8 protein-coding genes and 2 tRNA genes are annotated in these 15,602 nt (G+C 47.3%); 9 read left to right on the forward strand and 1 reads right to left on the reverse strand.

What is annotated here, in order from left to right:
* Nucleotides 1-42: 42 nt before the first annotated feature.
* Nucleotides 43-115 (reverse strand) — tRNA-Pro (locus F7D73_RS09450).
* Nucleotides 116-296: 181 nt separating this feature from the next.
* Here F7D73_RS09450 and F7D73_RS09455 point away from each other — a divergent pair.
* The 9 genes from F7D73_RS09455 to F7D73_RS09495 form a co-directional block, all read left to right on the forward strand.
* Nucleotides 297-369 (forward strand) — tRNA-Phe (locus F7D73_RS09455).
* A gap of 455 nt (nucleotides 370-824) precedes the next feature.
* A complete protein-coding gene (locus tag F7D73_RS09460) occupies nucleotides 825-3,794 on the forward strand; it encodes a SusC/RagA family TonB-linked outer membrane protein (protein WP_153124191.1) in 2,970 nt (989 codons plus the stop codon).
* A gap of 18 nt (nucleotides 3,795-3,812) precedes the next feature.
* Entirely contained in the window at nucleotides 3,813-5,480 is a 1,668-nt protein-coding gene (locus F7D73_RS09465; RefSeq protein WP_228117699.1) for a RagB/SusD family nutrient uptake outer membrane protein, read from the forward strand.
* 12 nt (nucleotides 5,481-5,492) lie between these two features.
* A complete protein-coding gene (locus F7D73_RS09470; protein ID WP_153124193.1) occupies nucleotides 5,493-6,881 on the forward strand; it encodes a DUF5114 domain-containing protein in 1,389 nt (462 codons plus the stop codon).
* A gap of 18 nt (nucleotides 6,882-6,899) precedes the next feature.
* A complete protein-coding gene (locus tag F7D73_RS09475) occupies nucleotides 6,900-7,976 on the forward strand; it encodes a glycoside hydrolase family 53 protein (RefSeq protein WP_153124195.1) in 1,077 nt (358 codons plus the stop codon).
* An 88-nt stretch (nucleotides 7,977-8,064) separates the two neighbouring features.
* Nucleotides 8,065-10,524, forward strand: coding sequence for a glycoside hydrolase family 2 TIM barrel-domain containing protein (locus tag F7D73_RS09480; protein ID WP_153124197.1), 2,460 nt, complete (start codon nucleotides 8,065-8,067; stop codon nucleotides 10,522-10,524).
* 171 nt (nucleotides 10,525-10,695) lie between these two features.
* Entirely contained in the window at nucleotides 10,696-13,557 is a 2,862-nt protein-coding gene (locus tag F7D73_RS09485; RefSeq protein WP_153124199.1) for a two-component regulator propeller domain-containing protein, read from the forward strand.
* A 68-nt stretch (nucleotides 13,558-13,625) separates the two neighbouring features.
* The gene (locus F7D73_RS09490; protein ID WP_153124201.1) at nucleotides 13,626-14,579 is read left to right on the forward strand and encodes a hydroxymethylpyrimidine/phosphomethylpyrimidine kinase; all 954 of its coding nucleotides are present in this window, start codon (nucleotides 13,626-13,628) and stop codon (nucleotides 14,577-14,579) included.
* A 756-nt stretch (nucleotides 14,580-15,335) separates the two neighbouring features.
* The coding region (locus tag F7D73_RS09495; protein ID WP_262884618.1) for an Arm DNA-binding domain-containing protein at nucleotides 15,336-15,602 on the forward strand (267 nt) is incomplete at its 3' end.

The raw sequence follows: 15,602 nt of genomic DNA on the forward strand, positions 1-15,602 counted from the left end.
ATGTCTCTTAATATCATACGCCATTCTGTTGGTTTATATAGGTCGGGATTACTGGACTCGAACCAGCGACCTCATCGTCCCGAACGACGTGCGCTACCAACTGCGCTAAATCCCGATGCCGATTTACTGTTTTTTACAGAATGACGATGCAAAGGTACATGAAAATTGGGACAAAACAAAATAAAAATGCATTTTTTTTCACTTTTGGGAAAGATTTTCTTGAAAAAATTTGTTGGAACCAAAAAAAATGTGTACCTTTGCACCCGCAAATGAGAAATCGTTTGTTATTCATAGTTGGTGCCATAGCTCAGTTGGTAGAGCAAAGGACTGAAAATCCTTGTGTCCCCGGTTCGATTCCTGGTGGTACCACTTCTATTGAAGCTGAATCTTCGTAACAAGATTCAGCTTTTTTTGTTAATTTCCTGATCTATGATAACGTTTTCGTATAAAAGTTGTTCGGGTTCAAATATTTTCATGGAGTCTAACTACTTCGAGGCAGTGAAGCGCCCAATCGTGAGTTCTCTGCAGAGAACTGATCAGTTATATTACTTACGCTGACAATCCTGCAAGCTTCGATGCTTATGAGGTAGCCAAGCCTTATCCTGGATTCATACGAGTCGGGTGTTGTGAAAGTAATGGGTGTGGAATGAATTATGGACTGATATATATTACAAAACGGACAAAACCAGACATATTCTGGTTTCTTGTCCGTTTTTTGTTTTCTTTTGGCAATTTTCAGTCTTGTACTTTTGATTGTATTTGATACTTTTGCAACCACAACAAAATGTTAGATCAAATAATAACCTGATTAAACAACTAGGCAAATGAATGCAATCTTTAGTAAAGTAAGAAAGAGAGGTATCCTTCTCGCAGCTTTGTTACTCATGGGATGTTTGCAGCTTTTGGCGCAGACTCGCACCGTCAAAGGTGAGGTGACAGATGCTCAAAATGGTGAGGCTCTTATCGGTGCCACTGTTACGGTGGAAGGCGAAAAGGGTGGTACGGTTACCGATTTCGACGGTAACTTCAGTCTTCAAGTATCTTCTTCTGCCAAGAAGATCAAGGTATCTTATATAGGTTATATAGATAAGATACTGACAATTTCTGATAACATGCAGGTGAAACTCGAATCGGATAGCAAGGCGCTTGCCGATGTCGTGGTCATCGGTTATGGTACAGCGCGCAAGAGCGACCTGACGGGTTCCGTGGCTACGGTAAAGGCAAAGGACTTCAACAAGGGTCTCGTTTCTTCTCCAGAGCAGTTGATCAATGGTAAGGTTTCGGGTGTACAAATCATGTCCAACAGTGGTTCTGCCTCAGCAGGTAGTACCATCCGTGTACGTGGTGGCGCTTCTCTGAATGCCAGCAACGACCCTCTTATCGTGCTCGATGGTGTGCCATTGGAGCAGGGCGGTATCTCTGGTAACAGCAGCAACTTCCTCAGTATGATCAACCCTTCTGATATCGAGAGCATGACAGTGTTGAAGGATGCTTCTTCTACAGCCATCTATGGTTCCCGTGCATCTAATGGTGTCATCATCATCACTACCAAGAAGGGGCAGCAGGGCGGTTTGAAGGTAAACTTCAATACCACCAACAGTATGCAGACCCGTGCGCAGATGGTGGATATGCTGAGCCATGATGATTTCGTGAATGTAATCAATCAGTTTGGTACCGATAACCAGAAGTCATTGCTCGGCAATGCCAATACCGATTGGAACGATGAGGTTTATCGCACAGCTTTCGGTACTGATAACAACCTTAGCTTGAGCGGAAGCATCGGTAAGTATTTGCCTTTCCGTGTTTCTGCCGGATATTACAACCAGAGTGGTCTGGTGCGTAAGGACAATGTGGAGCGCTGGACTGGTAACGTGGTGTTGACTCCTAGCTTCTTCCAGGATCACCTGAAGTTGACCATCAATGCCAAGGGTACACTCAATAACAACTCTTTCAATAATGGTGGTGCAGTATGGGCAGCTGCCACATTCAACCCAACCATTCCTGTATATTCAGGTAATAACAGCTATGGTGGTTTCAATGAGGCTCTCGATGCTGATGGCTATCCAGTAAATGCGGGTGTAAGAAACCCACGTGGTCTGGTGGATCTTTATGATTCAAAGAGTAAGGTGAGCCGTTTCATCGGTTCGATGAATGTAGATTACAAGGTTCATTTCCTGCCAGACCTCAAGCTCCATGCTACCATTGGTGCAGATTATGCCAAGGGTGATGGTACCATTTATGTTCCTGGCTATGCAGCACAGTCATTCAACAAGGATGAGTCCTTGAGCGGTAGCGATTACAAGTATGGTCCTCAGAAGAACGAGAACCGTCTGCTTACCCTCTATGCCAACTATGCGAAGTATTTCGAGAATATCAAGAGCAATGTGGATCTTACTGCCGGTTACGACTATCAGTTCTGGAAGAGCACTACACCTCTTTATTATACCAAGAGTGCGGCAGGTACAACCCTTTCTACCGTGAAGGCTTCTGATTACCGCCACGTGATGTTGTCATACTACGGTCGTGTCAACTATTCCTTCGATGGAAAGTATCTCCTGACAGCTACAGTCCGTCGCGATGCCTCTTCCCGTTTCTCTAAGGATACCCGCTGGGGTACCTTCCCATCTGTAGCTTTGGGATGGACCTTGACAGAGGAGCCTTGGTTGAAGGACAACAAGGTTATCTCTAACCTGAAACTCCGTGCCAGCTATGGTGTAACCGGTCAGCAGGAGGGTATCGGCAACTACAACTATCTGCCGGTTTATACATCCAGTGTAACAGGTGCCGAGGCACTCATCAACGGACAGTATATTACAACTTATCGTCCTGAGGCATACGTATCAGACCTGAAGTGGGAGACAACTACCTCCTGGAACTTCGGTCTCGACTTTGGATTCCTGAATGGTCGTATCGGTGGTGCCATCGATTTCTATACCCGCAAGACCAAGGATCTGTTGGCTTCTGTTCCTACGGCGGCAGGTACCAACTTCTCAAAGACTATCCTTACCAATGTTGGTAATGTAGATAGCAAGGGTATCGAGGTTTCCCTGAATGCAACTCCTATCCAGACCAAGGACTGGGAGTGGAACCTGAGCTACAACTTCACCTGGCAGAACATGAAGGTGAAGAACCTTTCTCTTACCCAGGGTGGAAGTCAGACCAATGTGAAGGTAGGTCCATCTATCGATGCTTACCAGTTCCAGGTACTCTCCGAGGGATATGAGCCATATATGTTCTATGTATATCATCAGCTCTACGATTCAGAGACGGGCAAGCCGATCGAGGGCGCTTACGCAGACTTGAATGGTGATGGCGAAATCAATGATGGCGATCTCTACCGCTATCATTCTCCAGCCCCTAAGTACATCATGGGCTTGAGCACATCCTTGAGATACAAGCAGCTGACTCTCGGTATGAGTTTCCGTGCTAACATCGACAACTACGTATATAATGGCATGGGTATGAGCACAGGTGCATGGGAGACCGTGAGCTATAACAACTCACAGCTCAACAACCTCAACGCCAGCTTCCTGAAGACCGGTTTCAAGACCCGTCAGTATCTTTCAGATTACTACGTAGAGAATGCTTCGTTCCTGAAGCTCGACAACCTGAGCTTGAGCTACAACGTAGGTAAGATCAACAAGTGGGCTTCACTCACCGTATCAGCGATGGTACAGAATGTATTCACCATTACCGGTTACTCAGGCACAGACCCTGAGGTACCAAACGGAATGGACAACTCATTCTATCCACGTCCTCGCACTTACTCAGTAAGCCTCGGACTTCAGTTCTAACAATCAAAATTGATAACAATGAAACTTAAGAATATATTATATAGTATGATGTTGGGAACAGCAGTGCTGACCAGCGCTACCAGCTGTGTATCCGACCTCGACCAATATCCTCAGACGGAGACAACCTCTAAGGATGTTTATACCTCGCTTGCCAATTATGAGGCTGTGCTGGGTAAGATTTATGCTGCCATGGTGACCAGTGGTCAGGGTAAGGGCGGCGACAACAAGGATATGGAATCCGTATTGAACGGCGGCAGTGGTTTCGACTACATGCGTATGTTTATCAATATGCAGGAGTGTGGTACCGATGAATTTGCCTCTACCTGGCTGACTGGTGAGCAGACTACGGGGCTTACCTATCTCTCTTGGGATGCCAACGATGCTTGGGTATCAGATATGTACTATCGTATCTATTACAACATCGCCCTCTGCAACGAGTTCCTCCGCAATGCCAATAATGCCAATTTCTCGGGTGCTGATGCAGAGAAGATGAAGGAGTATAAGGCAGAAGTCCGTTTCATGCGCGCTCTGTTCTATTACCATGCGCTCGATTTCTATCGCAACATTCCGATGGTGACAGAGAACGACCCTGTGGGCAGCTACATTCCTCCTCGTTATACTCCACAGCAGACTTTCGATTACATCGAGAGTGAGTTGAAGGATTGTGTAGGTGATATGCTTCCTGCTTCTACCTGTCCTTACGGTCAGGCTTCTCAGGGCGCTGCCTACACCCTGCTTGCCAAGCTTTATCTGAACAGCGAGGTTTATACCGGCGTTGCCAAGTATGCCGAGTGCAAGGAGGCTTGCGAGAAGGTGATGAACATGGGTTACTCTCTCGAGTCTGATTACAGCAAGCTCTTCAATGCTGATAACGACAAGCGTACCAACGAGATTATCTTCGCCCTGCCGGTAAGCGCAGAGCATACCGTAAGCTGGGGATCATCTACTTATCTGGTCTGCGGACAGGTAAGTATGTCGAATGCCAACCAGAATGTTGCTGACTTCGGCGTAACCAGTGGCTGGAGCGAATTCCGTCTCCGTCCTGAGTTCGTAGATAAGTTTACCCAGACCGATATCGATGGCAATGGCGACAAGCGCTGCAAGTTCTTCACCAATGGTCAAAGCAAGGATGTAACCAGCATGACCGATGAAACCACCGGTTATCTCTCTGAGAAATGGAGTAACCTGAAGGACGATGGAACTACTGCATCCAATACTGCCAATGATGGTGTAGAAACAGACTATCCTCTCTTCCGCTTGGCTGATGTCTATCTGATGTATGCCGAGTGTGTGGCCCGTACCCAGGGTGCAAGTTGGGACCCATGGCCAGAAGGAAAGACTGATGCCGCTGATCCTGAGGTCATCGCTTCCCGCAAGCAGGGAGCCATCTATTGGATCAATCTCCTCCGCGAGCGTGCAGGTAATACCGATGTATGGGCTAACAACTTTGCCAACGATGATGAGTTCCTGCAGTTCATTCTCGATGAGCGTGCCCGTGAACTTTATCATGAGGGTTATCGCCGCACCGACCTGATTCGTTTCGGCGAGTTCACTACCAGCAAGTATATCTGGCAGTGGAAGGGTGGCACACATGATGGTCAGGCTGTTGACAGCAAGTACAACATCTATCCAATCCCAAACACCGAGCTTACCGCTAATCCAAATCTTCATAACGACAACTATTAATAGGATAAAAGAATGAAAAAGATATTTAGAAACCTGATGATGCTTCTCTGCGCACTCACCGCCCTGGTGAGTTGCGACGAGAGTGGCGACAAGATATATCTGGATGGCTTCAAGGCATCCGATCTGATGGCATCGGCCAGCGATGTGGTCCTGTCTGTTGACAATACGAAGGGCATCGTACTCTCGATGGTTTGGAAGAATCCTACCTTGCTTTCGAGCGACGAGACCAAGCCTGCGGGCAACGGTGTGTTGAAAACCTATCTGCAGGCATCTCCTTCAGAGAGCTTTGCTACGGTAAAGGAGTATTCCGTAACCGATCTCTCCAAGGCTTTCACCGGTGCTGATCTCAACACCCTTGCCAAGGATCTGGGAACGACTCCGGGTCAGAATGCGCCTCTCTATTTCCGCATCAAGAGTCAGATGGGTAATAATCTCGAAGCAGCTTACAGCAATGTGTGTCAGGTGAACGTTACACCTTATATTATACACATGGACAAAATGACCATCTGGAATGCGAATAAGGACAAGGTGCTGACCTATCTCTATTCTCCAGACGAGGATGGCATCTACGCAGGATATATGAATGCTTCTTCCTGGCTCAACTTCTGGGGTAAGGAGAATGATGGAACCATTTGGGGTAACGTAGGACAGGATGGACATGTATATGAAATGGATAATACAGAGTCGGCATGGAACTTCTGGTTCCCTGGTCAGACTGGTATTTATTATACTGTGGTAGATACAAAGGCTAAGGAATTCAAGCCGACCTACATCAAGGCGATGCAGCTGAATGGTGAGGACATGACCTATGATGCTCCTAACTATGCCTGGACCAAGGTGATTACAACCTCTGCTGATAATACACCTATCAGTATTGTTGCTACTGGTGCAGAGTACAGCAAGGCAACCGCAACTGATGATGCTGCAGCCGTAGTCAAGACAATGAACTACACTCTTGCCGATGGCAAGATGACAGCTGCCGCAACTGCTGACAGCGTGAACATTGCCAAGGCGGGTACTTATACTGTTACCGTGAAGGTAGGTGAGAACAGCGACCTGACTTACTCTATCGAGTCAGGCAACCAGACTGCTCCTGAGCCAGAGGCTAGCAATACTCTCTGCATGTTCAGCAAGGATGGCAACACCCTTCTTGCCGTGATGAACAAAGTGAGTGATGGTGTTTATACCTGCAAGTACAAGCCAACTTCCTGGGAGAACTTCCGCTTCATCTTCGTTGGCGAGAACAAGGACGACAAGCAGAGCTGGTATGGCGCCGATGGTGAGCAGTTCAAGTTAACTTCAGGCGATGGTGCCTGGGATATCTGGTTTGGTGATGAAAATGGTGAAACTGAGTTTACGGTTACAGCCGATCTCAACACCATGACATGGAAATATGAATAATTAATAAGAAAAATAACAATGAAGAATATTTTAGGAAAAGCCATATTGCTGGCTACAGCGCTCTTGTTTTCTATTACGGGCACGAGTTGCAGCAATGATGATAATACCACTCCCGAAAAGGAGAAGACATACGATATGAGTGGCTTCGCCAAGGGAGCCGATGTAAGTTGGATTACAGAGATGGAGCAGAACGGAAAGAAGTTCTATAATGCTAATGGCAAGGCTACTGAGTGCATGGCGCTTCTCCGCGACCTCGGCATGAACTCCATCCGTCTGCGTGTCTGGGTAAATCCGGAAGGTGGCTGGTGTGGCAAGGATGATGTCATCGCCAAGGCTTGGCGAGCTCAGCAGCTCGGTATGCGACTGATGATAGACTTCCACTACTCTGATTCCTGGGCTGACCCAGGAAAGCAGGGTGTTCCTGCTGCCTGGAAGAACTATGACTTCAGTCAGATGAAGCAGGCGGTTGCCGATCATACCAAGGATGTATTGAATGCCTTGAAGGCAAGAGGCGTCAACGTAGAGTGGGTACAGGTAGGTAATGAGACCACCGATGGCATGCTCTGGAATGATGAGGATGGCGATGCTGCCCTGAAGGTAACAGGCCGTGCGTCTAAAAACATGGCAAACTTTGCCGCTTATATCAATGCCGGTTATGATGCCGTCAAGGCGGTTTATCCGGAGGCTAAGGTGATTGTGCATCTCGATAAGGGAAATAACCTGAGCCAATATACCTGGATGTTTGACGGCTTGAAGCAGAATGGAGCCAAGTGGGATGTCATCGGTATGTCGCTCTATCCTGATTGGATTACTGACAAGACCTGGGAGCAGGTTTCTGATGACTGCCTCGACAACATCAAGACCCTTTCCGGCAAATACAACTGCGATGTCATCATCTCAGAGATTGGTATGGTGTGGAATTCTGAGAATGCCGCTCCATTCCTCAAGAAGATGGTGGATGGCTGCAAGGCAATCTCTACCTGCGAGGGTGTGTTCTACTGGGAGCCTGAATGCAACAGCGGCTGGAACGGCTACGACAAGGGAGCCTTCGACAACAGCGGCAAGCCTACCGCTGCACTCGATGCCTTCAAGTAATCAGGTAAGTTAGCTTTCTTCGCTTCCTCTGGGAGCGATAGAAGCGAATTTTAAAATGGAATATTGTACTAACTTAGAAGAAAAAGATATGATCAAGAGAAGCATTACTTTCGTGTCTCTCGCCCTGGCGCTTTCTACCATGTGCCAGGCGCAGAGCCGAAAAATAATAAATTTGCCATCGTGGGATTTCTCCCGCGATGGCAAAGTGTGGTCTCAGGTAGCCGTGCCTCACGACTGGGCTATCTCGGGTCCTTTCGATAAGAAATGGGATCTGCAGATGGTGGCTATCGAGCAGAATGGCGAAAAGGAGAAGACCGAGAAGTCGGGACGCTCTGGAGCTCTCCCTTGGATTGGAGAGGGTATGTATAAGATGAATCTTCAGTTGCCGAAGGGCTACAAGCGTGCCGTCCTCGTATTTGACGGTGCGATGAGTCAGCCTGTCGTTAAGGTGAATGGCAAGGAGGCTGGCAGATGGGCTTACGGCTATAATGCCTTCCGCATCGACATCACACCTTACGTGCAGTTTGGCGGAAAGAAGAATCTCGTAGAGGTTCATCTCAACAATGTAGAGGAAAGCAGCCGATGGTATCCAGGCGGCGGTCTTTACCGTCCGGTTTCCGTGGAACTTTACGGCAACGAGAACTTCTCTACCTGGGATACCTTCGTGCGTACCCTGAAAGCTGATAAGCAGGAAGCCGAAGTGGAAGTGAACGCCCTGCTGGAAGGAAAAATCGGTAAGTCGGGCAAGACGGTCATTGCCTTGCTCGATGAGGCTGGTACAAAGGTTGCTGAGCAGACTATCTCAGGTGCAACCCCAGCCATCAAGACTACCCTGAAGGTAGCAAATCCTCAGCTCTGGTCTCCGGAATCTCCTTATCTCTATCAGGTGAAGTTAACCCGATATGAAGGCAAGGAGGTAGCTGATGTCCAGACGCTGAAGACCGGTATTCGTACCATCTCGGTATCCAAGAATAATGGCTTCCAACTCAATGGCATTACCCGGAAAATCAAGGGCGTCTGCCTGCACCACGACCTTGGTCCGTTGGGAGCTGCAGAGAATAAGGCGGCACTCATCCGTCAGATCAAGACGATGAAGGAGATGGGCTGCGACGCCATCCGTACAGCCCACAACATGCCTTCTACCATGCAGATGGAAATCTGCGACTCACTCGGTATGATGGTAATGGCTGAGAGCTTCGATATGTGGATTTATCCTAAGTGCAAGAATGGTTACGCCAAGTTCTTCAAGGAGTGGAGCGACAAGGATATCACCAACCTGGTGAAGCACCATCGCAACCATCCTAGCATCATTATGTGGAGTATCGGCAACGAGATTCCTGAGCAGTGGAGCAAGGAGGGTATGGAGATAGCCAAGCATCTGCAGGATATCTGTCATCAGTATGACCCTTCCCGCCCTGTTACCCAGGGTATGGACAAGGCTGAGGCTGCCCTGAAGAGTGGATTTGCCCAGATAATGGATGTTCCGGGCTTCAACTATCGCGTACATAAGTATTATAAGAATATCGAGCAGTTGCCTCAGGGATTCCTCCTGGGTTCAGAGACAGCATCTACCGTCAGCTCCCGTGGCGTGTATAAGTTCCCGGTTCAGGTGCGTGCCAGCAACAACAATCCATACGCCGATGGTCAGTGCTCCAGCTATGACACGGAGTATTGCTCCTGGAGTAATCTTCCGGATGATGACTGGAAGATGCAGGATGACTATAGTTGGGTAATCGGTGAGTTTGTATGGACGGGCTATGACTACCTGGGCGAGCCGACTCCATACGATACCTACTGGCCAAGCCGTAGCAGTTACTTTGGTATCTGCGACCTTGCCGGACTTCCAAAGGATAGATATTATATGTATCGTGCCCGCTGGAATGAGCATCAGCATACCACCCATCTTCTTCCTCACTGGAACTGGCAGGGTAGAGAAGGACAGGTTACCCCTGTATATTGCTACACTGATGGTGTGGAAGGCGAGCTTTTCGTAAACGGCAAGAGCCAGGGCAGAGTTCGCAAGGACAAGTCAAGCCGCCTCGACCGCTATCGCCTCCGCTGGAACAATGTGAAGTTTGAACCAGGCGAAATTCGCGTGGTTACCTACAATCAGTATGGTGACAAGGTAGGCGAGGACGTGAAGCGTACAGCCGGAGAACCTGCGCAGATGAAGTTCAGCGTGGAGACTCCAGATCATGAGCCTATTGCCTGCATGGTTGAGGGTTGTACCGACGAGCACAATGTGCTTCTGAATGCCGATGGCAACGACCTTGCCTTCATCACCGTGAGTCTTCAGGATAAGGACGGTAATGAGTGTCCGCTCGCAGATGATGAGCTGACCTTCGAAGTAACGGGTGCCGGAACCTTCAAGGCAGCCTGCAATGGCGATGCCACATCGCTCGAACCTTTCACCCATCCACATATGAAACTCTTCTCAGGCAAACTCGTTGTCATCGTGCAGAGTAGTACGCAGAAGGGCAATATCACCCTGAAGGTGAAGGATGGCAAGAGAAATATCGAAAAGACCATTCAGTTAGAGGCAATCTAGAAAATATATGTCCTTCGTTTTTATCGTAGGATTCCTTTTCTTTTCACAAATCCCAAGAAATAGAGACTGTTCTTTATTCCTTGGGATTTTTTTTTCTTTTTATTTGGTAAAGTGCCAATAATTGATTAATTTTGCAGCCAACAATAACTAATTTAAGCAAATAATTTCAAGATGAAGCAATTTATTCATAGAATATATGTGGTATGCCTGTTGGCGATGCTGTTCATTCAGGTTGCAGCGCAGCGATTCGTTAACGTGTCGTTCGAGGGTGCGCAGACCGTGTGTGCCATTACCCAGGATGCACAGGGGATGATGTGGGTTGGTACTGATAACGGACTTTATAGTTATGATGGTTATCATGGCTATCTCCACTATCAGGATCATGCCTATAGCAATACGCGCGTCAATGCTCTCGCTTTCGATAATAACCTGTTGTATTTGGCTACTGGCAATGGCGTCTTGAAATTCGACACCCATGCCAATGCTTATGTGCAGACTCCAGCTGTTGCAGACTTTCAGGATGAATCGAAGCGAAAAGCTGTCATGGAGCTGCGTGTGCTGGACCTGAAAGACAAGAATGCCAACTATGGAGGGGATGTCTATGCCTTGCTGCATACCTCAAAAGGTCTGTTGCAGGGTAAGATAAATGGTCTGTATTTGAATAACCGCCTGTTGCCTCTTACGGCAGGTGCCCAGCCATTGGTAAATGCCCTGGCATACGATGCCAAGCGCCATTGCTACTGGATTGGTACAGAAGGTGCACTCTATTGTACTGATCTCAATCTTCAGACATTCTCCCGGATTGCAGCTTTGGATGGCAACTCGGTGAAATGTCTGGCAGAAGAAGCAAATGGCAATCTTTACATTGGAACTGATAACGGACTCTATGTGATGGCGATGAACAATGCCATCTCCCATTATTCGCACGATTCTCGCAATGAAGCAACCATTCCGAACAACATCGTATGGGCCTGCTTCGTGGATAAATGGCAGAATGTCTGGATTGGAACCGATAACGGACTTTCTCGTCTCACCACCCATACCTATTATAATTATGTGTCGCTCGACAAGATAACCTTTTCGGGCGAAGGTAACTGTCTTCATGCCATGCTCCGGACCCGTAATGGTGAATGGTGGATGGGTGGAACCAATGGCTTGATTCATTATTCTCAGGCGAAATCTTCTACAGGCGATGCTGCTTATCAGGATGTGGCTTGGTATAAGCAGAACAATCAGGCTTATCCGCTTAGCCACAACCGTGTGCGTAAGATTTATGAAGACAATGATGGGGATGTCTGGATTTGTACCGACCATGGTATTAACCTTTATGATCGCAGCTCCAGACAGATGCGTAATTTCATCGTCTATGACAGAACGGGCAAGTATTCTACTGCCTGGGCTTATGATATTCTTCAGGATAGAAAGGGCAGATTGTGGATGGCATCCTATCAGGGTGGTGTCTTTGTGATGGATAAGGCTTCCTTGCTTGCAGGTAAGACAGTAGCCGACTATCATTTCTCTGACCAGGGCAAGAATGCCCTTTCCGGATTGCATGTCGGTCAGATGGTCATGGACGGAAAGGGAAGAATATGGGTTTCCACTTTCAATCGCCTCGATTGTATCAATCCGTATAATATGAAGGTGGCTCATGTGGCTAATTCTGATGTGGTTAACTATATGATGACCGACAGCCAGGGCAATATATGGGTTGGTGATAATAGCTCGGTGAAGTGTTACTATGCTGCAGGCGAGATTCTGGGTTCCAATTTCGGCTCAAAGGAGTGGAAGATAGGGGGCAAGGTAAGTACCATGTGTGATGTGGATGGCAAGATATGGGCTGTAACCGGTAATGAGTGTTGCGTCATCAGCCGTGAAGGAGAGAGCATGCGCTTTGTCATCCCTTCCATTACTCCATTTACCATTTGCTACAGCAAGTCTACCCATGAAGTGGTGATGGGTGGTAATGATGGCTTTGTTGAGATTCGCTCTGATGCGGTTCTTTCTCCGAAGAAACTCAACCGGTTGATTTTGGCGGGCATTGTCGTGAATGGCAAACCATGGGATGAGCGTAGTGAGAAACTGGTGCTCAAGAGCGATGAGAACAGTTTTAGCCTGCAGCTTACAGACCTTCCGTTTGCTGATCATCCTTCTGCTGTCTATGCATACAAGCTGGAGGGCAGTGATCATGACTGGAATTATCTGAAGTCGGGAAATATTGATATTGTCTACAATGGTTTGTCGTATGGCAACTATCATCTCACGGTTTGTGTCGTAAATGGTGAAGGAAAGATAGGTGCTGAAGTCTATTCGCAGGACATCTCGGTGTTGCCACCTTGGTATCTTACCATCTGGGCAAAACTGTTCTACATCACGGCTTTGATAGTTCTTATCTCCTGGGTGGTAAGCTACTATTTCCTTCATAAGAAATTGGCAGAGGAACAGAAGCAGAAAGCAGAAATCCTTGATCAGGTGCAGATGCGTATGACCTTCTTTGCCCGTTTGACCGAAGGATTGAAGATGGCTGTGGCTCATCAGTCGTTTGATGAAGTGAACGAATTAATGTATCGCTTCCTGGATGTCAAACTGCCTCAGAATCATGCTTCTTCAACGGCAGAAGTTCAAATGGAGAAAACTTCTTCATCGACAGCAGATGAAGATGCTGATGAGAAAAAGTCAGAGGTAGCAGCTGTAGAACCAGAATTGAGTGAGGCTGACCAGCATTTGCTGGATGAAATCAATCATGCCATCGAGGAGCACATGATAGATTCCGATTTCAATGTCACGATGCTCCAGGAAGTAATGGGCATTGGCAATAAGCAGCTTTATCGTAAGGTGAAGGCCTTGACTGGCATGACTCCGGTAGAATATATTCGAGACCTGAGAATGCAAAAGGCTGCCAAACTCCTGAGCGCCGGAAAGTTTAGTGTTTCTGAGGTGATGTATACTGTTGGCTTCTCCAATAGCAGTTATTTCTCGAAATGCTTCTCTAAGGTCTTCGGAATGACACCTACGGAATATATGAAACAGAAGTAAAGTCTATCGGAAACAGCATTGGCTTCCAAGTTCAAAGCTTAAAGTTCAATGTTCAATGTTCAAAGTATATGATATTAACGATTACAGGTTCCGACAGCACCGGTGGCTCTGGTGTGCAGGCAGATATCAAGACAATATTCGAATTGGGAGGTTATGCCGTTTCGGCGATAACCAGCATCACCGTGCAGAATACGCTCGGCATCCAGGAGTTCTTCGATATTCCTGCCGAGATTGTTTCGGGGCAGATAGAGGCTGTCATGAACGATATGCAGCCCGATATCGTGAAGATAGGTATGATACGCAGGGTGGAGACGCTGAATGTGGTCATCGATGCCCTGACCCGGTATCGTCCTGCTCATATCATCTATGCTCCAGCAATCTGGTCTAGTCAGGGCGATGCGCTGATGACGGAGGATGTGGTGAGCCAGATCAAATACCGTCTGCTGCCTCTCTGCTCGGTAGTTGTGGCGAGAAAGAAGGAGAGCGACATCATTCTTCAGAACTCCCGACTCCTGGAACTTGCCGAGAAGCAGGGACTCCGGATTTATCGCCTCGACAATGCCAATTCGCATGGTCTCATCAACCGTTTCTCTTCAGCCCTTGCCGTCTATCTAAATCAGGGCAAGAAGATGGAGGAGGCGTTGGCGATGGCGCAGGATTTCATCAATATAGAACTGGCACGGGAGAGCAATCTGCAGGGCAGGAGTTCCGAGCTTTACAACCAGTTTATCTCGCAGGTGAATAACTTCTGCCGCACCTATAGCGATGTGCATTTCTATGCCGACCAGCTGAATGTGAGCAGCCGCTATCTTGCGCAGGTTACCCGCCGCATCTCCGGCAAGACGCCGAAGGCAATCATCGATGAATACATCGTGAAGGAGATAGAACGCGAACTTTCTACCACCACGCATACGGTGCAGGAGGTAGCCAACACCTTCGGCTTCTCATCCCAGGCTCATCTCACCAAGTTTTTCAAGAAGATGAGAGGGGTTACGCCTTCTGCTTTCAGGCAGAAAGGCTGAAAACAGGTGGTTTTTGACCAAAAAGTTAAAATAATTAAGTTAAATTAGGAACACGGACAAATTGAATTTGTCCGGCTCTTTTGTCCGGGTGCTTGTAAGTGGTTAAATATTAGTAATTTATAAGTTGCCGGACAATTTGTCCGTGTTTTTTTTGCTTCGTTTTCGTCGCTCGAAGGTCTTCTTGATGCAACCCTTTTGCTTCACTTGCTTCAACCTTATTTTCTTCCAGTTTCACCCCTTTGATTTTTCTCTCCCGATGCCCTTGAAATTATATGGCGACGTAGGAATCTCTGCGTCGGGACGTAGGAAAAATTACGTCGCCATGTAGTAAAGTCTACGTCGGGACGTAATTTCAGGGTTATCTATAGGGTTATTTGTAAGGTATCGGCTCCCCCTTCGGCATCCTTTGTTTCTCTATCCGAAAATCATTGAGTTTGGAGTGTTTAAACTATGAGTTAGTTTTTTTAACATAAAGCTCTAAAGCAGCCAAAGGAGAATAAGAGAGGTTGGAACGTAAACAGTTGGGAATGAGTAGATTTGCACAAAGTTGCCAAATCGGCATAAAGCAAGCGAGTGAGGAATATTGAAGTAGTTCAGTTACTAAATCGTGAGCCACAGTTACCTATGCAAAGCAGGTAACAATGCGGAAAGGCGACTTTGTGTATCAACGGATTTTATTGCGCTGATTCTCAATATTTTGCGTATCAAGGAACGCTTACAAAATGATTATATTTGCACACTCAAAATGTAAGCGTTATGAAAATCGAAAAATTCAAGGTGTTGCTCTACCTAAAAAAGAGCGGAATGGACAAGAATGGAAAAGCTCCCATCATGGGACGCATCACGGTGAACAGGACTATGGCGCAGTTCTCCTGCAAGTTGTCTTGCACTCCATCGCTTTGGAATCCTCGTGCCAGCCGATTGGAGGGCAAGAGCAAGGAAGCCGTAGAAACCAACAAGGACATCGGGCAGTTGTTGCTTTCCATCCAAAAGGCTTTCGATGTGCTTGTGGAAAAGAGAACG

Source organism: Segatella copri (assembly GCF_009494395.1).
GTDB lineage: Bacteria > Bacteroidota > Bacteroidia > Bacteroidales > Bacteroidaceae > Prevotella.

Excerpts from the sequence above, each read along its gene's own strand:
- F7D73_RS09460 (WP_153124191.1), top strand. The coding sequence starts at position 825 with ATGAATGCAATCTTTAGTAAAGTAAGAAAGAGAGGTATCCTTCTCGCA.
- F7D73_RS09465 (WP_228117699.1), top strand. The coding sequence starts at position 3,813 with ATGAAACTTAAGAATATATTATATAGTATGATGTTGGGAACAGCAGTG.
- F7D73_RS09470 (WP_153124193.1), top strand. The coding sequence starts at position 5,493 with ATGAAAAAGATATTTAGAAACCTGATGATGCTTCTCTGCGCACTCACC.
- F7D73_RS09475 (WP_153124195.1), top strand. The coding sequence starts at position 6,900 with ATGAAGAATATTTTAGGAAAAGCCATATTGCTGGCTACAGCGCTCTTG.
- F7D73_RS09480 (WP_153124197.1), top strand. The coding sequence starts at position 8,065 with ATGATCAAGAGAAGCATTACTTTCGTGTCTCTCGCCCTGGCGCTTTCT.
- F7D73_RS09485 (WP_153124199.1), top strand. The coding sequence starts at position 10,696 with ATGAAGCAATTTATTCATAGAATATATGTGGTATGCCTGTTGGCGATG.
- F7D73_RS09490 (WP_153124201.1), top strand. The coding sequence starts at position 13,626 with ATGATATTAACGATTACAGGTTCCGACAGCACCGGTGGCTCTGGTGTG.